The organism is Flavipsychrobacter stenotrophus, assembly GCF_002954265.1.
Taxonomy (GTDB): domain Bacteria; phylum Bacteroidota; class Bacteroidia; order Chitinophagales; family Chitinophagaceae; genus Flavipsychrobacter; species Flavipsychrobacter stenotrophus.
In genome coordinates this window covers 1-23,685 of record NZ_PPSL01000012.1, presented here as the reverse complement: position 1 = coordinate 23,685, position 23,685 = coordinate 1, and the positions used below count along the sequence as shown (strand labels likewise).

Here is a 23,685-nt window from a genome sequence, read left to right as displayed (position 1 = left end):
GAGCTCCAATGAATCCTCAATTAAAGGGCTTAGTGAGAGTTTATTCAATCAGAAATTACGGTTTAAAAATGAGAATGGAGAGTATTTTCCTGATTGGAGACTTGGAAAATTAGGTCAGGTATTTACGTTTAAAGTAACCAATTCATATTCACGGGATAAGTTGAATTATCATGAAGGGTATGTAAAAAATATTCACTACGGAGATATTCATACGAAGTACGGTACACTTTTAAACCTGCAGAATGAAAGTACTCCATATATAAATTCGGACGTAAATATTAGTAAAATTGAGGAAGAAAACTATTGCAAAATAGGCGATCTGATAGTAGCCGATGCCTCTGAAGACTTAAAAGATGTAGGAAAAAGTATTGAAGTAGTAAATTTGAATGGTCAGAAAGTACTGGCTGGATTGCATACAATACTTGCCCGTCCTTTACATAATATTTTTTCGATTGGCTTTTGCGGGTATTTATTCAAGTCAGAAAAAATAAGACAACAAATCCAAAAAGAGGCACAAGGCTCCAAAGTGTTAAGTATTTCAACCACTCGATTGTCAAATGTGCTATTGGAGATTCCAGCTTTGGAAGAACAAACCAAAATCGCTCTTTCCCTTTCAGTTTTATCTGACAAAATTGATACAGAAAAGAATATATTAAAAAAATATAAACGGCAAAGAGTTTATCTTTTAAAAAAGTTATTTATATAAACATGTGTTGTAACAAGTAGCTTTTCTGGTTTTCATACTGTGCTAAAACTTTCCTTTCTGTTTCAATTTTTCTTTCAATAGAGAGTAGGAAATTTGTGATTTTTTTTTGTTCTTCAATCGAAGGTGTTGGTATAGTTACTTCTGAAAAATATTTAAAGCTTATCATTTTACCATCCCTGATGCCTTCAAGATTTTTTATCAGTCGTTTTATATACCCCGTCGTTTTAAAATACAATCTGAAGAAATTACGGTTAACCTCTTTTATCGGGCGCAATACTATATAAGCCGGACTGCAAATTCCTTCATAATTTGAAAATTCAATGCCTCCCTGAAACGACCTCAAACTAATAATGAAATCTCCCTTTTGCACCACTTTATAGCTTTCAATGCTTTTGTCACTTACAGAAACATTATAGTCAATCATATCTCTAGGTATTGCCCCATGTTCTTGAGTTATTGCTAAAATTGGAAGATCTGAATTGTGATTTTTATTTGAAATGCTTTCAAAAAGACTGTCTCCGAAATTCTCCAGCCAATCAGCAAAATCGTTTTCTTGTTCGTCTTTGAACCTAATTTTCGGTGCAAACAATTTCTCACTAAGCCCTTTAATTAAGGTTTCCAGACTATCAATTATTTTGTTTTGGGTTTGAATTCTTTCATTGAGCAATGATAAAAATGAAGCAATTTTGTCTTGTTCGGCCAAACAAGGAAAATTCATTTTCAAAGATGCCAACTGGCTGGAGTATAAATGCACAACGGAAATACCCTGCGCTAAATTGGCTATTTCCATTTTCTTTTTGCTGTTCAAATAGTAAGAAAGAAAAACACCATTATTATCCGTTTTAATAATATTCAAATCCCCTCCTAAAGCCACTCCTGAATTTAATACGCAAGACGCTGTTGCTATGTCAATTTGAGTTTCTCCAGAAGATGGTATTATTACATCGTTTGCCTCGCTAAATACCAAGTTGCTCTTATCAACATTTGTTCTTGACTTTACTTCAATAATCACCTCTTTATAGTGTGTATATAATTCTCCATATCTTATACATTCAATAGTTCCACCTTCTTCAATGTCACTTTTTGAAATTCCTTTACCTTTTGAGAATTTAGCCACATCGCCCAACTTCTTCTCTTCCCACTCACCCTCAAACCTCGGGAATCTCAAATTAGGAACCTTAATGATTTACCATCTGGGTTTAAAAGCTCTTGCTAATTATTTTCCTTTGGCATTGAATCAAAAAAACACTATATGAATCAGCAAAAAACAATCTCAGAGATCATATCTCTTTGGAAAACAGACAAGAAGCAATATGTAAAAAAATCAAGTTTTTCAGCCTATATGCTCCTGCTCGAAAATCATTTAATACCGGCATTTGGCAGCAAATACGAGGTTGATGAAATCGAAGTGCAAGCCTTTGTCTTGCAGAAAATAGAGCACGGGTTGAGCCAGAAAACCGTCAAGGACATTCTCATCGTGCTGAAAATGGTTATCAAATTCGGAGCTAAAAACAAATGGCTGAATTACCAGCCATTCGACATTCAGTTTCCTACGGAAAGAACCAGACAGAATATTGAAGTATTGAGCCGTACCCATCAGAAAAAGATGATGCAATACATACAGGAACATTTTACCTTTCGGAATTTAGGAGTGTATATCTGCCTATGTACAGGTATGCGTATTGGCGAGGTCTGCGCTCTTAGCTGGGAAGACATTGACACTGACAACGGTATTATTAATATTCGCCGAACCATACAGCGTATTTACATCATTGAAGGTGATATTCGCAAAACAGAAGTGATCCTCGACACCCCTAAAACCAAAAATTCCATTCGTGAAGTGCCAATGAATAAAGACCTGCTAAAAATGCTAAAACCCATCAAAAAGATTGTCAATCCATCTTTTTATGTCCTGACAAATGATGCCAAACCAACTGAGCCGAGAACATACAGAACATATTACAAAAACTTAATGAAAGAATTGGATATGCCAGAACTCAAATTCCACGGACTTAGGCATAGCTTTGCTACCAGGTGCATAGAAAGTAAGTGCGACTATAAAACGGTAAGTGTTTTATTAGGCCATTCAAATATAAGCACGACATTAAACCTTTATGTGCATCCTAATTTGGAACAAAAGAAGAAGGCTATTGACCAGATGTTTAAAGGGTTAAAATAATTGGTTATTTTCTTGTTTACCGTAAGCATTTCAAGTTTATAATTATAATTTTAGAGTTTACTATTTGCAGTGGTACAACCTGTTCCTTCTTGGAACAGGTTGCCAATCACAGGGGTAAACCAGAAGGGTCATGAATGAAATACTGATATATAGGTACTGGTTCGGTTACTCAAAAAACAGATAGCAACTATATTGCGGGCTCAAGTGCCCGGTGTAAACAGACACATAAATAATATAATTAAATCAATGCAGTTGACTGCCTAACCAACTATTTCCAAAATTGAAATAGTTCGATAAGAAGTGGAAGTGAATAGAAGCTTGCGGATAAGGAAATAGTGACATCGCTGATTTGTAATTTAATAGACAATGGCTAAACAACCCGAACAAATATTAGAAGAACAATTGGTAACTCAACTGACAAAGTTGGGTTATGGTTTGGTACTTATCAAAGATGAAAAAGAGTTGGTTGCCAACCTGAAACACCAATTAGAGAAGCATAATAATATTCAGTTTAGCAAGAAGGAATTTGAAAAGGTATTGAACATACTCAGCAAAGGATCTGTATTTGAAAAGGCGAAAACCCTCAGAGAAAAACAGCATATAGTACGCGACAATGGAGATAACCTCTATTTTGAGTTTATCAATTCCGAGCATTGGTGTCAAAACCAGTTTCAAGTAACACACCAGGTAACAATAGAAGGCAAATATAAAAACCGGTATGATATTACGCTACTGATAAACGGTTTGCCATTAGTGCAAGTAGAACTCAAGCGCAGAGGGCTTGAGCTGAAAGAAGCATTTAACCAGATCAACCGCTACCAACGTCATTCATTCGGTGCAAACTCTGCTTTATTTCAATACTTACAAATTTTCGTAATCAGTAACGGGGTAAATACAAAGTATTACGCCAACAACCGCCTTCAATCATTCAAACAAACGTTTTACTGGACAGATAAAGAAAACAAACGGCTAACCAACATATTAAACGGCTTTACAGCCGAGTTTTTAGAGCCTTGCCACATATCAAAAATGATATGCAAATACATTGTTCTGAACGAGACCAATAAGATATTGATGGTGCTTCGGCCATATCAATTCTTTGCGGTAGAAGCGCTCATTGACCGGGTAATAAACAGTAATAAAAATGGGTACATCTGGCATACCACAGGTTCTGGCAAGACCTTAACTTCATTTAAGGCCAGCCAGATATTAATGAACCTGCCACAAGTAAAAAAAGTAGTGTTCGTGGTGGACAGAAAAGATTTGGATTACCAAACCAACAAAGAATTTAACAGCTTTAGCAAAGGCTGTATTGACGGTACAAATAACACAAATCAATTAGTACGTCAATTTTTCAATGATACCAAACTGATCGTTACCACCATTCAAAAGCTAAATACTGCAATCAGCAAAAAGCAGTATTTGGAGAAAATGGAGAAATTGAAAGATGAGCATATTGTCTTTATTTTTGACGAGTGCCACCGTTCACAGTTCGGCGAAACACACAACCGGATTAAGGCATTCTTCAATAACATTCAGTTGTTTGGGTTTACAGGCACACCCATTTTTGCCGATAATGCTGTTAAAAATGAATTGGGTAAACGCACTACTACAGAACTGTTTGGCGAATGTTTGCACAAGTACGTCATTACTGATGCCATTAAAGACGAAAACGTACTGAAATTCTCGGTGGAATATGTAGGCCGGTATAAAAAGAAAGAAACCGCTACAGAAATTGATATAGAGGTAGAGGACATTGATACCAAAGAGTTGATGGAATCACCGAAACGACTAGAGAAAATAGCCGATTACATTGTAGCCAACCACAACCGCAAAACCCACAGCAGAGAATTTACGGCAATGTTTTGCATCAGTAATGTTGCTACGCTGATTAAGTATTACGACATTCTTCAAGCAAGAAAAGAAGCAGGGCTGCATAATTTGAGAATCGCTACTATTTTTAGCTATGCTTCTAATGAGGATGATGCAGATGCAAACGGCTTCCTGCCAGAGGAATTATCGGTGGTAGAAGAGCCTGCCGCTTTGTACGGCTTACAGGCACATAGCCGGGAAAAATTAGACGAATTTATCGAGCATTACAACCAAATGTTCGACACTAAATTTTTAACCAGAGACAGTGAATCGTTTTACAACTACTACAATGACATTTCAAAGAAGGTAAAGGAGCGTAAAATTGATATTTTATTGGTGGTAAATATGTTCCTTACGGGTTTTGACAGCCCAACCTTGAATACTTTGTATGTTGACAAAAATCTCCGGTATCATGGGCTTATACAAGCCTATTCAAGAACCAACCGGATTTTAAATGAACTGAAATCGCAGGGGAATATTGTTGTCTTTCGCAACCTCAAAAACGCTACTGATGAAGCAATCACTTTGTTTAGCAATAAAGAAGCCATTGAGGTTATAATAATGAAGCCGTATGAGGACTATGTAAAGAAATTTAATGAAGCTTTTATTGCATTACTAACGATAACACCCACTGTAAACAGCGTAAACGAATTACAGACAGAAAATGAGGAATTAGAATTTATTAAAGCATTCAGGGATCTGATGCGAATTAAAAACATACTCGCTGCCTTTTCCGATTTCAAATGGGATGATCTGGCAATGAACGAGCAACTGTTTGAGGATTATAAGAGTAAATACCTTGATCTGTACGACAAAGTAAAAAGCGATAACCAGAAAGAAAAAGTATCCATTTTGGAAGATGTGGACTTTGAACTGGAACTGATCCACCGTGATGATATAAATGTCAATTATATCATTCAGTTACTTATCAAACTCAAATCAAGAGTGCAGGGAGACGTTTCTCAAACAGAGAAGGAAATCTTCAACTTACTCAATACCGAAGCCCACCTGCGCAGCAAACGGGAATTGATAGAGAAATTTATACAAGAGAATCTACCTGTTATTGAAGACACAGACAATATACCGCAAGAGTTTGAAAAATTCTGGAATGCTGAACAGCAAAAGGCATTTAACCAGTTAGTAAAAGACGAGAACCTAGCAGCCGATAAAACCGAGAAAATTATTGAAGATTACTTATTCGCAGAAAGAGAGCCGCTAAGAGACGAAGTGCTGGAGCTGATAGAAGGCGACAAACCAACAGTACTTGAGCGTAAAAAAGTCGGTGATCGGATATTGAATAGGATTATGACATTTGTTGAAACATTTATTAACGGGATAACGGGACGATAGCATGAACTTACTGTTTAGATGGTTTTTGGCATTCAACGCATCATCCCCCTTGCTTGTGGTATATTTGATAAAAGCCGGGGTTACAATAACTATTGTACCTCCTTGTATTTTGCACGTTCCTGACTTCTTTTCTTATGCGGTTTACATTTTGGCTGCAATAATATCCACTGCAATCAGCATCGTATTATCAGTGCATCTTGATAAAACGGATATGGAAATTGGAGCAATAGAAAGTGTTGAATATGCGAATGATGCGTTTCTCCCGAGTTATTTGGGATATTTTTTTGTTGCCTTAGATGTGCCGAATACTGAAACACTTTGTTATGTCTATCCCATAATATTAGGATTTACCTTTTTGTCTCAGACTTTATATTTCAATCCTTTATTTCTTATTTTTGGTTATCATTTTTATAATCTAACAACGGTAAACAACGTCAGGATATTTATGATAACAAAGAAAAAAATTAATAAACCCAAAACCATTAGCTTTCCATCGTTGACACGAATTAGTGATTTTACATTTATAGACCAAGAACCATAAAACATGAACCATCTCATCGCAAAAGTCAAAGGTAGAACTGGAGATATTTTTAAAGTTATTAGTGCTAATAAGGATTTCTTCACTTTACCGGATGATTTGGATAATCCGGCTGCGTACAATTCAGATTACAAACTTGATGATGATGAATGGTTTGCGATTGAAAATTTTGCAACTCAGTCTTTTTGTATCGATTTATTAACGAAACAGTTTGTACCTACCGAGTATCTACAACTCGCTGCCAATAACTATAACAAGCTTGAGTATTTATGTTCTTACCAATCTGGGGTATATTATTTCCAAAAATTGGCAGCAAGGCAATTACTCAGAAAAAATTGGATCTATTTTTCCACAACGCCAGCCTTGATTGAAAATGAACCAATTATTGTGATAAATGACGTTCCTGATGCTGTATATATCAAGAATACGGACACGATGTATTTCAAAAAGCTAACTTCGATAAGTAGTATATTTATCGGAATTGATTCATTATACCGAACAGCAACACAACAAGAAACGCAAAATTTTTTAGAAGCTGGTTTTATTAAATTAGAAAACGGGTATAGTGAGGCAAGTGTAAAACCTGCCAATAGAAAAAGGATAGCAATGGCAATGGATGCTCTAAATAGTTTCGATGCAAAAGGTAAAAAGAGCATATTGAATTATATTAAAGACTATTGCCCCAATTTAACCTTTGATACTAAAGCCAAGAATTTTTCAATAGGTACTGAAGAGGATTTGAAACAATTACTTTATGGAATTGGAGAACGCTACTATACGACAAAATTAGGTAACGAAAAAAGGCTGGCAAACTCGATCAAAAAGCTATAAGTGCAGATTAATCTTGAAAAAGAAATGGAGAATGTATATATCAAATATAAAACTTTGGAACTTTAGAAAGTTTGGAACTGATGCTGAAATGACGGCAGATAGCATACCAAACTTGGATTTAAACCTGAATATGGGTTTAAATGTAATTATCGGTGAAAATGATTCGGGCAAAACTGCGATTATTGATGCTATTAAACTTGTACTGAAGACGCATAGTTATGATTACATAAAAGTTGAGGAAAAGGATTTTCACAATGATACTTCTCGATTTAGAATTGAATTGACTTTTAAGGGGCTATTAGCTGATGAAGCAAAGGATTTCACCGAATGGTTAGGTTGGGAAGGTACGGGCGAAGCTGCAAAGCCAGTCTTGAAAATTATTTATGATGTCAGGCGACAAGGAAAAAAAATCTTACCAAGCGATGTCAAAGCTGGGATTGATAACGATGGATACCAGCTTACGGCTGAAGCGAAGGAATACTTAAAAGCCACCTATTTAAAACCACTACGTGACGCCGAAAATGAGTTAATAGCAAAAAGAAATTCAAGGCTGTCCCAAATACTCTTAGGCGATTCTGCTTTTAAAGGAAAAGAGAAGGATCATGAATTGGTGAAAATATTTGAAGGATTAAGTGGAAATTTAAAAAAATACTTCAATGGAGAATTTGAGATTACCACAATGGTTGAAGAAGGAGAACCGCAGGTTTCTCGACCACAAGGCGGCAAGATAATTAAGGATAAAATAGATGGTTACATCAAAATTTTTTACGGCCAAGATTGTGAAACTGAATTTGAAGTTGCATCAAATGACATCAAAAGTATTCTCGAAAAATTAACCCTTTCATTACAAAACGAGCCAAACCCAGGATTAGGAACTCTAAATAGACTTTTTATGGCTGCGGAACTTTTGCATTTAAACAAGAGCAATTGGACCGGGATAAGATTAGGTTTAATTGAGGAGATAGAAGCGCATCTTCATCCCCAAGCACAAATGCAGGTAATTGAATCCTTTCAAAAACAGAAAACTATTCAGTTAATACTAACAACGCATAGCCCGAACTTAGCATCAAAACTTAACCTTGAAAATTTAATTATCTGTAATAATGGCAAGGCATATCCTATGGGGGCTAATTATACCAAACTGGTCGCAGATGATTATAAGTTTTTAGAAAAATTCCTTGATGTTACAAAGGCAAATTTATTCTTCGCAAAGGGTATATTGTTAGTTGAAGGGTGGGCAGAGGAGATATTAATTTCAAGTGTCGCTAAAAATATCGGTATAAATCTTACTGAAAAGGGTGTTTCGATTGTAAACGTTGGGAATTTGGCATTCAATAAATACGCAAATATTTTCCTTCGGAGACAATTGCCGGATATGACCGTACCAATAGCAGTTCTAACTGATTCAGATATTAGAGAATACCAGCTAACGCAAAACGAAGACGGCAATAAAGTTTATTTGAAAAGAGATGCGGCGGACATTGTTGCCGAGACGCAGCAAAGAATAACTGATTTAAAAGCAAAATCGGAAAAAAATGTTCAGTATTTTATTGCTCCTAATTGGACATTGGAATACAGCTTATTCAAGTCCATCAGCTTGACAGCTACGTTTCAGGCGGTGGCAAGGTCAATTCACACAGGGACTGATTGGAATACCGACTTTGAAAAAGCACTTGCCGAAAAATTAATAAACAAAGGACTAAGTAAAACTGAAATTGCCTATCAAATAGCAAATTCTATAGACGAAGATTTAACATCAGTAGATAAGGGCGAGAGAGTGAATAAGGAGATTGTCATTAATCCTAATAATGAAGATGATTCGATAAATTATTTGGTAAAAGCTATTCGTTATGCCGCAGGTAATTAATATTAATGATGACGACATAATGTATGCCCAAAGCATCCTTCTGCCACCGGGCAAATCCTTTGATGAGGAGCGAAGAACTTTTATTAAAAATCTTGATACTATAGATTTACAGGCAGTTCCGGGTAGTGGGAAAACGACTGCTTTATTGGCAAAACTTCTAATTTTTGAAAGAAAGTTGCCATTTGAGAACGGCTCGGGCATTCTTGTTTTATCACATACTAACGCTGCTATTGACGAGATAAAGCAAAAAATTCAAAAACATTGTCCTAAGCTTTTTTCCTACCCAAATTTCATCGGTACTATTCAGAGTTTTGTGGATGAATTTTTGGCGATTCCCTACTACACGGCAATATTCAAGAAAAAAACCACCCGTATTGATAATGAAATTTATTACGAAACAATCCAAAAGTTTGTGTCAAGAAACTTACCGGATTTTACAGTGCAAGAACAGCGAAACGCACGTTATTTTTTACTCGGCACAGATAGCTTAAATTCATTTAGACTTCAGATCAGGAATGGGCAAACAACTCTCGTTGAATCTATTAGCGGTAATGATCTTAGAATTATAAAACCTCGCAGGGGAAGAAATTATGTGGATTTTACAGATCCTGAAAAGCAAAGAGTAAAGGAGTGGCTGACAAAATTCAAATATGCACTTATGAAAAAAACCGGAGTTTTGCATTTTGATGATGCTTACTTTCTGGCCGAAGCTTATTTGAAAAACATACCTCAAATGAAGGATTTGCTGCAAAAGCGTTTCAACTATGTTTTCGTTGACGAAATGCAAGACATGGATAAGCATCAGTACGACGTTTTAGAGAAAATATTTTATGATGTGAATAGAAGTATTTCAAAATATCAAAGAATAGGCGACAAAAATCAGTCTATTTTTAATGGCGATATTAAGTTGGAAAATATTTGGAATGACAGGGCGATTATTTTAACAATTAATGGAAGTCAGCGATTAACTCCTTTATTGGCAAATCTTGTAAATAAGTTTGCGTTGCATAGGACGCAAGGTTTTGGGATAGTCGGTTTACGGGACGGGACAGTAAAGCCGCATGTGATAAAATACACAACCAATTCAATTAGGAATGTTATTCCAACCTTCCTTAACACAATTCGAGCGCTGCAACAAATTCAACAATTCCCCCTGGTCCCCCAATACCCTATAAAAGTTGTAGCATGGAATTCTAATTGGAAAACTCAGGCCGAAAGGGACAATCCAACTAAGGTGCGTTTAATAGATTATTTTAGCGAGTATAATAAAGAAGACCATAGTAAAACGATTGATTATGCTTGTTTGAAATCATATTTGTATTCCTTTGAAAAGAACAAAAGAACATTAGATCCTATTAGAAAGTGTTTATTAAATGCCCTGCTAAAAATATTGCGTTTAGAGGAAGTTTTTGATGTAGATAGTAGAAATTACACAAGGAAAAGATTGGTTGATACAATTAAAGATTGCAGCCATACACAGGACGATAACAACTACACTTCATTTCAATTAAATCTTTACAACTGGTCAATTGATATAGTAAGAGGAAAACTTGATGATGTCTGGAATGCAATAAAAATTTATGTACCCACTTTCTTACAGTTGTTTGGCAAACAGGTGGTAAATAGTCGGGGATTTCTTGACAAGGATATCGAGGTTGGCAAAGAAGCACTTGAACAAAATCGAGAGGTTTCTGATGCCAATACAGTCAAATTCGATGATTTGTATGTGGAAATCACCACTGTTCACGCTGTAAAAGGTCAAACACATTCTGCGACACTTTATTTAGAATCTTCTTATTACGGACAACATGAATCAGAGCGTTTAAACGGTCAGTTTCTTGGGCAAGAATTTGCAAACAATAGAGAACGGCATAAACAGTCAGCTAAAATGGCTTATGTCGGTTTATCTCGGCCTACAAATTTAATCTGTATTGCTGTTCATCAAGACAGATACAACGATTTTTTTCGTGAAATAAATTTAGATGAGTGGGAAATCATCGAGGTTGCTGTCGCTCCTGAACAAGCCCAATAAAATAAATAAAATGCCTAGGTTAAGCTGAAAATACAACAAATCGTTGCTCTTGCAATCGGTAAAATCTACAGATTCAGCTTCATCGCCACTTGATAAATTTTTATCAAGTCTTCAAGGATTAGGTTCGACATTCCCCCTGTCGAGCCTACATAATCCCATCAGATTTTTATCTGGTGGGATTTTTTTTAGTTTTAGTAATTTTCATTCGGAAATATCTTTCTACCTTCCTTTTTGATGCCTCATATTGAAAATGCAAAGCACGAACACTATAACCAACAGTGGTATTGAGTATCAGGTCTTGATGCCCTCATCGCAACTGTCCGACTTTGTAGAAAGTTTCTGGATGATAAAAAATACATCTGATAAAGATCATGAGACTGTGGGCTTACCTGATGGCAGACTTGATATTATTTTTTCGTACGCTCCAAATGAGTCCTTTAACGCAATGTTGATGGGGTTAGGAACAGAACCGGGACCTCATGCTATTCCTGCTAAAATGGTAATGTTCGCGGTGAGTTTTAAATTGCTTGCCATTGAGTACTTGTTAGCTATTAAAGTAGCTTCTTTATTAAATGCTGTACTACAGTTACCTGACGGTTTTTGGGGTGTCACAAAGGATGACCTGAATGATTTTGAAAGTTTTTGTGAAAAACTCTCTGCAAAAATGACATCATTGATCAAGCCTGATATAGACACAAGGAAACAAAAGCTTTTTGATTTAATTTATTCTTCAAATGGCTCGCTTATGGTAAAGGAATTGTCGCAAAGGGTTTTCTGGAGCAGCCGGCAAATCAATCGTTATTTTAATGAGCATTTTGGACTCTCTTTAAAAGCATACTGCACTATTCTTCGCTTTAAAGCGTCTTTGCATTATATAAAAAGAGGACAGCTTTTTCCTGATCTGGATTTTGCAGATCAGACCCATTTTATAAAAGAGGTAAAGAAATTTTCAGGCTCAGTGCCAAAGGAACTTTTCAAAAACCCAAACGACCGATTTATACTATTATCTGCTATGCCGAAGAAATAGTTTTGCACTGTCAAAACAAATTTTAAGGTATGTTGTTACAAGATAAACAGATAGCTATAATTGGTGGTGGGCCTGGCGGCCTCACTCTCGCGCGGTTGCTTCAGCTAAAAGGGGCAATGGTGAAAGTATATGAACGTGATCTCAATAAGGATGCGCGGGTGCAGGGTACAACACTTGACTTACACAAAGAGTCGGGGTTAGAAGCTTTGCTGCAGGCGGGTTTATTAGATGAATTCAAAAAAACATACCGACCTGGTGCCGATAAGATGATCATAGTAAATGAAAATGCGGAAGTGTTTTTTTCTGACCATGAAGGAAAACCTGGAACCGATTTTGACAGCGAACATTTCCGTCCCGAAATTGATAGGGGACCACTGAGGAATTTACTACTGGAATCCCTTCACGCCGACACCGTTGTTTGGGACAGCCAGTTTCTGGCTATGTACAAACAGGGAGACGGTTGGCTGCTGCAGTTTAAGAATGGAACTAATGCCTATGCGGATATTGTCATTGGCGCAGATGGGGGCAACTCAAAGATCCGGCCATACATTACCAGTATAAAGCCGTTTTATTCAGGTATATCTGGTGTACTGGGTAGTGTGTATGAGACTGAAGTGAAAATTCCACTTATTCATGAACTATTGAAGGGCGGGAAAATAATGGCTTTTGGTGGAGGAAAGAGTTTTATTGTCAGTTCAAAAGGCGATGGCAGTTTAGCTTTTTATTTTTCCGGTAGGGTAGATGAAATACAGCTGAAAAATGTAAATTTTACCGATAGAGGAGAGGTGATTCCGTGGTTCAAGAATGATTTTGACAACTGGGCCGGAGTGTGGGTAGATGTGCTGGAAAATGCGGAGATGCCACTTATGCCTATTCCTATTTATTCTATGCCATTAGATCAGGTCTGGGAAGCCTTACCCAACGTTACGTTACTTGGCGATGCTGCACATCTTATGCCTCCCTTTGCGGGTGAAGGTGTTAACATGGCTATGCTTGATGCTTTGGAATTATGCAAGTGTTTGTTCAATGATCACTTTAGTGATGTGCAGACTGCTATAGCTTCGTACGAAAGCCAGATGCGGAAAAAGGCTGCAGCTGCGGCAAAGGAATCTTTAGAGAATGGTGAGTGGATGCATGGCGTTGGTTCACTGGAGAAAATGCTTGCATTTTTTGGTGGGGCGCATTAGCAATGGCACTTTTGCCTGCTAAAAAAGTGAGAAGAAGGTCGGTCATTAAAGTGATCGACCTTCTTATTTTTACTTGCCCACTGCAACTCACAGGTATCTCAATGTCATATTGATCTTCAATTGCTGGTGGTCGCGCAGTGTAAATTTGAATTGATCAAAATTTGGTTTCTTTAGTCCGGATAGGTAAAAATCAGAGAAGCCGAACCCTTCTTTGGGCATCCCGAACATGTTGTAGTCCATCGTTCCGTTACCGTTCTCATCGTCAAGTAGGGCAAATCCATAAACACCTGGTTCTAAATTCATTTTGCCAATGAATTGACCATTAATAATGTCATTTTTTTAAATCGTACTGCTTTTAGTGCTTTATCTTCCTTGAAATTCTTTTCGTTGGTAAAGATCTTAACTATTATTTGGCCTTTTGTTGATTTGATACCGGTGAATAATACTTCAACGTTTTGTGCTTGTGTGTTGGTTGTGCAAAAAAGTAATAGCGATACCGCAAAAATTCTATGTGATAGTTTGGTTGGTTGCATTTTGATTGGTTATAGATGTGCTATGCCTGTAAATATAAATGTTTCTTCACAGCATTGCGTTAGTAAGTATTTCTTTCCTAATCGCGTTGTCTCTACGTGTAAGAAAAATGTGCGTAGTTAAATAACTACATTTATATTTGTAGTCAAATAACTACGTAATGAATTTGAGACGGGATGTTTTTCAGGCCATAGCCGACCCAACAAGGAGGGCAATACTTTTATTGGTTGCTTCGCAGTCGATGACTGCCGGAGCTATAGCGGCCAACTTCGATACTGCCAGACCCACAGTTTCTAAGCACTTGCAAATTCTTACCGAATGTGAGTTACTGAAGCAGGAGCAAAATGGCAGGGAAATATTCTACCACCTTAATCCTAAGAATATGAAAGAGATCGCCGATTTTATTGAGCCATTTCGCCAGATGTGGGATGACAGGTTTAATAAGCTGGAAGCAGTTATGAAAAAATATAAATCTAAAAACTAAACTATCGTGGAGCGAAAAACAAAGATCAATGCTGAGGACGGCAAGCAGGAATTAATGATCACGCGGGAGTTTGACCTTCCCCTTAATTTGCTTTTTAAAGCATACGTAGAGCCGGCCCTTGTTGAACAATGGATGGGAACGAAAGTGCTGAAGCTGGATAGCAGGAAGCATGGTAGTTATCAATTTGAAACAACCGATCCTAAAGGAATCAAACACGGGTTTAGTGGCGTAATTCATGAACTAATACGTGATAAAAAGATCGTACGGACATTTGAAATGGATGGTACTCCTTTTGGTGTGCAGTTGGAAAGCTACAAGTTCGAACAATTGACCAGCGACACCAGTAAACTGACTATGCATGTTATATATGAGTCTGTTACAATCAGAGATCAGATACTGCAGCTGCCATTTGCACAGGGTATAAATATGGCACACAACCGTATACAGGATATAGTTAACAAACAAAATAACAGATCATGAACAAAGGGAGATTGATAACATATTGGGTCGCAACTGCTTTATTGTCTTTTGGTATGTTGGGCAGTGGGGTAGCGCAGGTATTTCAGCTACAACAGATGAAGGACCTGGTTATACCGTTGGGTTACCCGGTATATTTTTTATGCATTATTGGGGTGTGGAAAATACTCGGTGTGATTGCTATTCTTTTACCCGGATTCAAGCTCTTGAAGGAATGGGCTTATGCAGGTTTCTTCTTCGTTATGACGGGAGCACTTGTTTCTCACCTGTCAATGGGCGATTATGACTTGAAGGCAATTATGGGACCGGTAATGCAGACGGTTTTTATTATCTTGTCGTGGTATTGCAGGCCTGTTGATAGAAAGATAGTTTCAGGTAATTAATAATTGTATTGTATGAATCCAAAGGTTGATTTCTATTTTAATAAGGCCAGCCAATGGCAGAAGGAATATACAGAATTAAGAAAAATAATTCTTGATTGCGGATTGACCGAAGAATTGAAGTGGGGCTGCCCCTGCTATACCGTTGATGATAAAAATGTGGTGCTCATACATGGCTTTAAAGAATACTGTGCCATACTGTTTATGAAAGGGGCATTAATGAAAGATACAAAAGCTATACTCATTCAGCAAACAGAGAATGTACAGTCCGCACGCCAGTTAAGGTTTACAAGCGCCAATGAGATTATTATGTTGAAAGCTACTATTAAGGCATATGTAAACGAGGCTATTAAAATAGAAAGATCAGGCCTAAAGGTAGAACTGAAAAAGACTGGTGAATATGAAGTGCCTGAAGAATTTCAAAGTAAACTAGATAAGGATAAGAACCTGAGATCGGCCTTCGAAGCGCTTACTCCTGGTCGCCAGCGGGCATATATCTATTACTTTTCGCAAGCCAAGCAGTCTAAGACGCGCGAAGCAAGGGTGGACAAATATATTCCGCAGATCCTGGATGGTAAGGGATTAGAAGACTAGAGCCAGCTCTGTTTTCAGTATAATACCGCGTTATAACTCACAGTAGTGAACACAAACATCTTCAAAATGAAAAATCAATTATCACCCGAACAACAACAAACGCTGCTGGCAACACTACAAAGCCGTTTTGAGAAAAATATAATTCGTCACAAGGGTATTGATTGGACTGATGTGGGGATAAAACTCAATACTGTGCCCGATAAATTATTGGTGTTACATGCAATGGAAGAAACAGGTGGGGAACCTGATATCATTGACTTTGATAAGAAAACAGGCGAGTACATTTTTTGTGATTGTTCCGCTGAAAGCCCTAAAGGCAGGAGAAGTATTTGTTACGATCATGAAGCCCTGGAATCGAGAAAGGAACACAAGCCGGCGGACAGTGCTATCAATATGGCAGAAGACATGGGTATTGAACTCTTGACGGAAGAATTGTATCGCAAATTGCAGCAGTTAGGTAAGTTTGATACCAAGACATCCAGCTGGGTAAAAACACCCGCCGATATTCGCAAGTTGGGTGGCGCATTATTTTGCGATCGCCGTTATGAAACTGTTTTTGTATACCATAATGGTGCGGAATCATACTATGCGGCAAGGGGATTTAGAGGTACACTCAGGGTTTGATAAATATACATCAGATATTTATATACGGTTGTCTCTGATGCTTGCCGCAAAAAAAAAGTGTATCAGTTCAACTTTTTAAGTTTTATCAACCCACCTTTAGCAATTGGCGGCATCAAATCATTCTGCTCTCAAAATTACTCACATTCGCCCACAAGAATACATGTGTTTAGTCCCCAAATATTAGATTAATTGGTCAAATTGATCATATTTGTCGTTTTAGAGCTTTTAGCAGTTTTATACAGTGCTAAAATTTCTAAGGGGTGATAAATTCAGAAATACATTTGCTCAATAGTTTATTGTTACATAATTTCGCGGCCAATATTCAGTTATAAAATTATATTCGTTTAATATAATTAAAAAACAAATAGAAATTGCGTCAATATTTTTATTGTTGAGACTTGTACAACGGTAAGATTTATTAAATACAGTAACGATCAAATACAACATTAAATAACAATAGAAAAGTCAAGTTTATTTTTGCAAAATTTAGTAGTATGAAAACAACTCTTATTGCCTGGTCTCGTTCACTTTTTTACATGCTGGCAATTGTTGCTGCGTTTGGCATTGCCGGAGCCAATGCTCAAGTAATGACCAATACAATCTCGGCAACATCTGCAGTTAACACCTACACAGTCGCTGCAGGTGTTACGTCTGTTACCGTAGATATGGCCGGTGGCAGTGGTGGCTCTTTTGCCGGTGGTGTTGGAGGTAAGGGAGGGCGTGTACAGGCTACTCTGGCGGTAACTCCCGGGCAGGTACTTTATATATGTATAGGAGGAGTTGGGGCAAATGGAATTGTTGCTGCATCTGCCGCAGGTGGCGCATCTGTAGGCGGCGAAGGTGGAGGAGTTGGAGGAGGCAATTCGGGTGGTTCTGGTGGCGGTGCTGCTACTAGCATCAGAACAAGTATTACCGGTGGTCCTACATCCGTTGCTTCATTAAACACCCGTCTTCTTGTGGCAGGTGGCGGTGGCGGCGGGAACTATTCATGTTCTTTGCAAAAAAATGGGGGGGCGGCGGTTTTCCAAGTGGATTAACCGGATTGAGCGATTGCGGAGGTTCGCCTATTACTGGCGGAGGCTCGCAGACTGGAGGTGGGGCAAAAGACTGCTCAGGTCCATGTAGTGGCTGTTGCGGAGGTGATGGGGTGCTGGTGGCGCAGGGAACTTCTATGGCGGCGGCGGCGGCGGCGGCTATTACGGTGGCGGCGGCGGTTCCGGTGCATCGGGTGGCGGTGGTTCCTCTTATATTGGTGGTGCAGGTGTTTCATCAGCTACCACTACAAACTCATTTAGAACCGGAAATGGTTATGTAATTATAAGTTATACTAATCCCAATACAGCGCCTGTTTTTGTGAATGGCGCAACGACAACTTTGAACATTTGCGCCAACGCTGGTGTTGTAGATATAAAGTCTCTGTTACATGTAAATGATGCCAATGCGTCTCAAACGCTTACATGGAGTATTGTATCGCAGCCAAGTGTTGATGGTACAGTTATAGCAACTGCTGCTACAGCTTCAAGTGGCAGTACAAATGTAACTCCAGGCGGTACACTTACTTACCAGGCAGCAACGGGATATACTACCGAATCATTTAAGATGATGGTTAGCGATGGTGCAGCTTCAGACACAATTACTGTTGTTGTAAATATCGGAACGATTACCTCTAGTGTAAGTTCGAAAACTAATATAGCATGTAATGGTGGTTCTACCGGTGCTGCAACTGTGCTTGCATCAGGTGGTACACCAGCATATACATTTTCGTGGGCACCATCAGGTGGCACTGCTGCTACTGCAACAGGCTTATCTGCGGGTACATATACCTGCACAATAACAGATGACAATTTATGTACGCAACTACAGGTGGTAGCGATTACTGAACCCACTACTTCGGTTAGTGCCACATTTATATCTCAGACTGATATTGAATGTCGTGGAGCAGCTACCGGTATAGCCACCATTTCTGCAAGTGGTGGAACCGGCACTATTGCGTACTCATGGGCTCCAAGTGGTGGTGCCGCTGCTACAGCAACGGGCCTCACAGCAGGTACTTATACTTGCACGGCTAGTGATGATAATGGATGTTCGGATGCGGAAATTGTTACTATAACGGAACCTGCAACGGGTATCAATTCATCAATAACAAGTCAAACCAACATAGATTGCAATGGCAATGCCACAGGAGCAGCCACGGTAACAGCATCAGGTGGCGCAGGTACCTTGCTATATTCATGGGCACCATCAGGAGGTACGCTGGCTACTGCAACCGGCCTTACTGCGGGTACTCACACATGTACAATAACCGACGACAACTTTTGTACACATACCCAGACGGTAACCATTACACAACCATCTGTTCTTGCTTCAAACGTAAGCGCAATTACTAACGTAAGTTGTAATGGCCTGAGCAATGGTGCTGCAACAGTATCTGCATCAGGTGGTACACCTGGTTATACTTACGGATGGGCGCCAAGCGGTGGTACTGCTGCCACAGCAACCGGCCTTGCCGCGGGTACTTACACCGTAACTATCAGTGATGCCAATAGCTGTTCAAAAACACAGACAGTAACCGTTAGTCAGCCATCTGTTCTTACTTCAAATGTTGGTACTGTTACTAATGTTAGTTGTAATGGTGGTAGCAATGGTGCAGCAACGGTATCTGCATCAGGCGGTACACCAACCTATTCATTCTCATGGGCACCAAGCGGTGGCACTGCCGCGTCGGCCACAGGTCTTGCCGCAGGTACATATACGGTTACGATCGATGATGCCAATAGCTGTTCAACAACACAAACAGTAACAGTTAGCCAGCCAACAGCACTGTCAGCAAGCGTAAGTTCGGTTACTAATGTGAGCTGTAATGGCGGAACAAACGGAGCCGCAACTGTATCTGTGTCAGGTGGTACACCAGCCTATACATTTTCATGGTCACCAAGCGGGGGCACTGCGGCATCAGCAACAGGTCTTGCCGCGGGTAATTATACCGTAACAATAGAAGATGCTAATAGCTGTTCAACAACACAGGCAGTAACAGTTAGCCAGCCAACAGTTCTGTCATCAAGTGTAAGTTCAGTTACCAATGTAAGCTGTAATGGCGGAACAAACGGAGCTGCAACTGTATCTGTGTCAGGTGGTACACCAACCTATACATTTTCATGGGCACCAAGCGGCGGTACTACTGCTACTGCAACCGGCCTTGCCGCAGGTAGTTATACAGTAGCGATCACCGATGATAATAGCTGTGCTAAAACACAAATAGTAACAATAACCCAGCCATCTGTAATTACCTCAAATGTGAGTGCTGTTACCAACGTAAGTTGTAATGGCCTAAGCAATGGTGCTGCAACAGTATCTGCATCAGGTGGCACACCTGGCTATACTTATGGATGGGCACCAAGCGGTGGTATTGCTGCAACTGCAACAGGGCTTGCCGCGGGTATTTACACAGTAACCATCGGCGATGCCAACAGCTGTTCAAAAACACAGACGGTGACTGTAACGGAGCCAACAATTCTTACCTCAAACGTTAGCGCTGTTACTAATGTAAGCTGCAACGGCGGTAGCAATGGTGCTGCAACTGTATCTGCTTCAGGCGGTACACCAACCTATTCATTCTCATGGGCACCAAGCGGTGGTACTGCTGCAACCGCAACGGGACTTGCAGCCGGTACTTATACAGTAACGATCAACGATGCCAATAGCTGTTCAACAACACAGACAGTAACAGTTACCGAGCCAACAGTTCTATCATCAAGCGTAAGTTCGGTTACCAATGTAAGCTGTAATGGTGGAACAAACGGAGCTGCAACTGTATCTGCTTCAGGCGGCACACCAACCTATTCATTCTCATGGGCACCAAGCGGTGGTACTGCTGCTACAGCAACGGGACTTGCTGCGGGTAGTTATACAGTAACGATCAACGACGCAAATAGCTGTTCAACAACACAGGCAGTAACAGTAACACAACCATCTGCGATTACATCCAGCGTTGCTTCACAAACGAATATTGATTGTAATGGTAATGCTACAGGTGCGGCGACAATAACTGCCGCAGGTGGTACAGGAACCTTGTTGTACTCATGGGCACCAAGTGGTGGTACTGCTGCAACAGCAACCGGTCTTACTGCAGGCACTTATACCTGTACTATTACAGACGGCAACCTTTGTTCACATACCCAGACGGTTACTATCACACAGCCATCTGTGCTCAATTCCAACATCAGCGGCCAGACCAATGTTACGTGTCATGGCGGCAACGACGGTGCAGCAATTGTAGCGCCCAACGGAGGTACAATACCTTATAGTTATTCATGGTCACCGATAGGTGGTACCGCGGCAACAGGTACAGGCTTTACAGTTGGTTCTTACACATGTACGGTTACTGATGGTAACGGTTGTATGCATGATCAGGTAGTTGCTATATTGGAGCCTGCATTGCCGGTTGCTACCATAGGTGGTACTACTGCTATCTGTAAAGATGAAAATGCAGATGTGATCGTCAATGGCCCAGCCGGAACCGCGGTGTCATATACCATCAATGGCGGAACACTACTGAGTGCATTGATGAACGCTAACGGCGCTGACACAATTAATAGCGGAGCACTTACCGCAACAGCAACCTATGCATTGGTAGATATTACAGAAGGTACCTGTACTTATCCATCAACCGGTAATGCAGTGATCACGGTAAAACCATTCCCTACCATAGATGCGACCACCGACCAATCTATCTGCAACGGAGCTGCAACTACACCGGTAATATTTACAGGTTCGGTATCAGGTACATTGTTTACCTGGACCAATGACAATACAACAACAGGTATTGCTGCAACAGCTACAGACAGCATCACTTCACTGACGCTGACCAATAATACTACCGCAAGGATCTTCTCTACAATAATTGTTACCCCTTCAGCAAATGGTTGTACAGGTATCAGCGATACGTTTGAGATCGTGTCTAACCCAACGCCAATGCTGACGACAACATTGACTGCAGTACCTGTATGTAATACTACGCTGTTTACCTATGTGCCTGCAAGCGCAACAGTTGGTACTACCTTTGCATGGAGCAGGGCAGCAATTGCAGGTATCAGCAAAGTAGCCAACAACGGCAATGATGATCCTAACGAAACGCTGACCAATACAACGGCAGATCCTATAGTTGTTACTTATGTGTATACATTAACAGCCAACAGCTGCACTAACACACAAAATGTAACAGTAACTGTTCAGCCAACACCAATGCTGAGCAGCACATTGACACCTGCTGCTATCTGTAACAACACTACGTTCAACTACGCGCCAACCAGTGCAACAACAGGGACAGTGTTTAACTGGAGCCGTGCTATAGTAGCTGGCATCAGCAATACAATAGGAGCAGGAACAAATGACCCTAATGAAGTATTGACTAACACTACAACAGATCCGATAGTTGTTACCTATGTATACACGCTTACAGCTAATAGCTGTAGCCATACAGAAAACGTAACGGTAACGGTTAACCCGACACCTTTATTTACCAGCGCAGCTACAGTATCACCGCTATGCGACAGCACATTACTGAGCTATACGCCAACCAGTGCAACAGTGGGCACAACCTACAGCTGGAGCCGTGCTGCGGTAACAGGCATCAGCAATGCGGCTGGTACAGGAACAAACGATCCTATGGAATACCTGGTAAACACAACACCTGATCCTGTAAACGTGATCTATGTATACACGCTTACAGCCAACAGCTGCAGCAATTTACAGAGCGTGACCACAACGATCTATCCTAAGCCACTGCTGAGCACAACGCTTACGCCGGCAGCCATCTGCGATAGCAGTGTGTTTAGCTACACACCTGCAAGCCTTACCGTAGGAACAACTTACATTTGGAGCCGTGCAGTAGTAGCGGGTATCAGTAACCCTGCCAATGCCGACAACACAGATCCGGTCGAAAACCTGTACAACACCACAACAGACCCCGTTGCTGTTACTTATGTGTATACGCTTACGGCAAACGGTTGCACCAATAGCCAGAACGTGGTAGTTGTCGTTAATCCTACGCCTGTATTTACCAGCACCCTGGCACCGGCAGCAGTCTGCGACAGCACACTGTTCACCTATACGCCAACCAGTGCAACAACTGGTACAGCGTTTACATGGAGTCGCGCTATAGTTGCCGGCATCAGCAACACTGCCAATACGGGCACAAGTAACCCAATGGAATACCTGGTGAACACAACACCTGATCCGATAACAGTTACCTACGTATATACGCTAACAGCCAACACATGCTCACATGTACAGTCAGTATCAGTAGTTGTTAATCCAAAACCATTGCTGACAACCACCTTGACGCCACCAGCTATCTGCGACAGCACGCTGTTCAGCTACGCACCAGCAAGTGCAACAGTAGGTACAGTATTTACATGGAGCCGTGCAACAGTAGCAGGTATAGCTAACACAGCAGCTAATGGATCTAACGACCCTATGGAATACCTGGACAATACAACAGCCAATCCGCTGACAGTAGTCTACATAGATACCCTGTTTGCCAACGGTTGCTACAATACACAAGCAGTAAGCGTGGTAGTGAACAGCACGCCAATGCTGAGCAGCACTTCAACGCCTGCAGCTATCTGTAACAATACCACGTTCAACTACACGCCGACAAGTGCAACTATAGGCACAGCGTTTACATGGACCCGTGCAACAGTAACCGGCATCAGCAATGTTGCAGGCAGTGGCACCAACAACCCTGCTGAAACACTGAACAATACCACCAACCATCAGGTAGCTGTTACTTACATTTATACGCTTATAGCCAATGGTTGCAGCAACACCCAGACAGTAACGGTAACAGTTAACCCTACACCGGTATTGTCAAGCCTGACAACAGCAACAGTATGTAGCAGCACACCGCTTGTTTATACGCCGGGCAGCACCACAACAGGTACTACGTTCGCGTGGACACGTGCTGTGGTAGCGGGCATCAGCAATGCTGCAGCTACATCTACCGGCA

Annotated in this window: 19 protein-coding genes; 17 read left to right on the top strand and 2 right to left on the bottom strand. The window is 40.1% G+C overall.

Features of this window, described 5'->3' with window-relative positions:
* Positions 1 to 19 precede the first annotated feature (19 nt).
* Positions 20 to 706: a restriction endonuclease subunit S gene (locus CJD36_RS22375; RefSeq protein WP_105041441.1), complete on the top strand. Its 687-nt coding sequence runs from the start codon at positions 20 to 22 to the stop codon at positions 704 to 706.
* Here CJD36_RS22375 and CJD36_RS22370 read toward each other — a convergent pair.
* A complete protein-coding gene (locus CJD36_RS22370) occupies positions 699 to 1,874 on the bottom strand; it encodes a restriction endonuclease subunit S (RefSeq protein ID WP_105041440.1) in 1,176 nt (391 codons plus the stop codon). The two genes, CJD36_RS22375 and CJD36_RS22370, sit on opposite strands and share 8 nt — an antisense overlap.
* Before the next feature lie 84 nt (positions 1,875 to 1,958).
* Here CJD36_RS22370 and CJD36_RS22365 point away from each other — a divergent pair, with 84 nt between their 5' ends.
* From CJD36_RS22365 to CJD36_RS22330, 8 genes are all read left to right on the top strand, one after another.
* A complete protein-coding gene (locus tag CJD36_RS22365; protein WP_105041439.1) occupies positions 1,959 to 2,885 on the top strand; it encodes a tyrosine-type recombinase/integrase in 927 nt (308 codons plus the stop codon).
* Between the two features lie 366 nt (positions 2,886 to 3,251).
* Positions 3,252 to 6,107, top strand: a complete 2,856-nt coding sequence (locus CJD36_RS22360) for a type I restriction endonuclease subunit R (RefSeq protein WP_105041438.1) — start codon at positions 3,252 to 3,254, stop codon at positions 6,105 to 6,107.
* Between the two features lie 25 nt (positions 6,108 to 6,132).
* Complete coding sequence (locus CJD36_RS22355) at positions 6,133 to 6,648, top strand: hypothetical protein (protein WP_205685694.1); 516 nt, start codon at positions 6,133 to 6,135, stop codon at positions 6,646 to 6,648.
* Positions 6,649 to 6,651: 3 nt separating this feature from the next.
* The gene (locus CJD36_RS22350) at positions 6,652 to 7,476 is read left to right on the top strand and encodes a hypothetical protein (RefSeq protein ID WP_105041436.1); all 825 of its coding nucleotides are present in this window, start codon (positions 6,652 to 6,654) and stop codon (positions 7,474 to 7,476) included.
* Between the two features lie 13 nt (positions 7,477 to 7,489).
* Complete coding sequence (locus CJD36_RS22345) at positions 7,490 to 9,343, top strand: ATP-dependent nuclease (RefSeq protein WP_205685693.1); 1,854 nt, start codon at positions 7,490 to 7,492, stop codon at positions 9,341 to 9,343.
* Positions 9,327 to 11,375 carry a UvrD-helicase domain-containing protein gene (locus tag CJD36_RS22340; protein WP_105041434.1) on the top strand — a complete coding sequence of 683 codons (2,049 nt, stop codon included), beginning with the start codon at positions 9,327 to 9,329 and terminating at the stop codon, positions 11,373 to 11,375. Before CJD36_RS22345 ends, CJD36_RS22340 begins: the two co-directional genes overlap by 17 nt.
* A 250-nt stretch (positions 11,376 to 11,625) precedes the next feature.
* Complete coding sequence (locus CJD36_RS22335; RefSeq protein WP_117601808.1) at positions 11,626 to 12,402, top strand: helix-turn-helix domain-containing protein; 777 nt, start codon at positions 11,626 to 11,628, stop codon at positions 12,400 to 12,402.
* 29 nt (positions 12,403 to 12,431) lie between these two features.
* Positions 12,432 to 13,589: an FAD-dependent oxidoreductase gene (locus CJD36_RS22330; RefSeq protein ID WP_105041433.1), complete on the top strand. Its 1,158-nt coding sequence runs from the start codon at positions 12,432 to 12,434 to the stop codon at positions 13,587 to 13,589.
* An 87-nt stretch (positions 13,590 to 13,676) separates the two neighbouring features.
* Here CJD36_RS22330 and CJD36_RS22325 read toward each other — a convergent pair whose 3' ends face one another.
* Complete coding sequence (locus tag CJD36_RS22325) at positions 13,677 to 13,892, bottom strand: DUF2141 domain-containing protein (RefSeq protein ID WP_105041432.1); 216 nt, start codon at positions 13,890 to 13,892, stop codon at positions 13,677 to 13,679.
* A 388-nt stretch (positions 13,893 to 14,280) separates the two neighbouring features.
* Between CJD36_RS22325 and CJD36_RS22315 the strand changes: the two genes are divergently transcribed.
* The 8 genes from CJD36_RS22315 to CJD36_RS22280 all read left to right on the top strand — a co-directional run.
* The gene (locus CJD36_RS22315) at positions 14,281 to 14,604 is read left to right on the top strand and encodes an ArsR/SmtB family transcription factor (RefSeq protein ID WP_105041430.1); all 324 of its coding nucleotides are present in this window, start codon (positions 14,281 to 14,283) and stop codon (positions 14,602 to 14,604) included.
* Positions 14,605 to 14,610: 6 nt separating this feature from the next.
* Positions 14,611 to 15,084: an SRPBCC domain-containing protein gene (locus CJD36_RS22310; protein WP_105041429.1), complete on the top strand. Its 474-nt coding sequence runs from the start codon at positions 14,611 to 14,613 to the stop codon at positions 15,082 to 15,084.
* Positions 15,081 to 15,464, top strand: a complete 384-nt coding sequence (locus tag CJD36_RS22305) for a DoxX family protein (protein ID WP_105041428.1) — start codon at positions 15,081 to 15,083, stop codon at positions 15,462 to 15,464. Before CJD36_RS22310 ends, CJD36_RS22305 begins: the two co-directional genes overlap by 4 nt.
* A 12-nt stretch (positions 15,465 to 15,476) precedes the next feature.
* Complete coding sequence (locus CJD36_RS22300) at positions 15,477 to 16,055, top strand: YdeI/OmpD-associated family protein (RefSeq protein ID WP_105041427.1); 579 nt, start codon at positions 15,477 to 15,479, stop codon at positions 16,053 to 16,055.
* Between the two features lie 66 nt (positions 16,056 to 16,121).
* On the top strand, positions 16,122 to 16,679 hold the full coding sequence (locus CJD36_RS22295; protein WP_105041426.1) for a DUF4256 domain-containing protein: 558 nt from the start codon (positions 16,122 to 16,124) through the stop codon (positions 16,677 to 16,679).
* Positions 16,680 to 17,173: 494 nt separating this feature from the next.
* Positions 17,174 to 17,716, top strand: a complete 543-nt coding sequence (locus CJD36_RS22290) for a glycine-rich protein (protein WP_105041425.1) — start codon at positions 17,174 to 17,176, stop codon at positions 17,714 to 17,716.
* Between the two features lie 5 nt (positions 17,717 to 17,721).
* On the top strand, positions 17,722 to 17,994 hold the full coding sequence (locus CJD36_RS23365) for a hypothetical protein (RefSeq protein ID WP_161499422.1): 273 nt from the start codon (positions 17,722 to 17,724) through the stop codon (positions 17,992 to 17,994).
* Positions 17,995 to 18,032: 38 nt separating this feature from the next.
* On the top strand, positions 18,033 to 23,685 hold a 5,653-nt coding region (locus CJD36_RS22280; protein ID WP_205685692.1), incomplete at its 3' end, for a beta strand repeat-containing protein.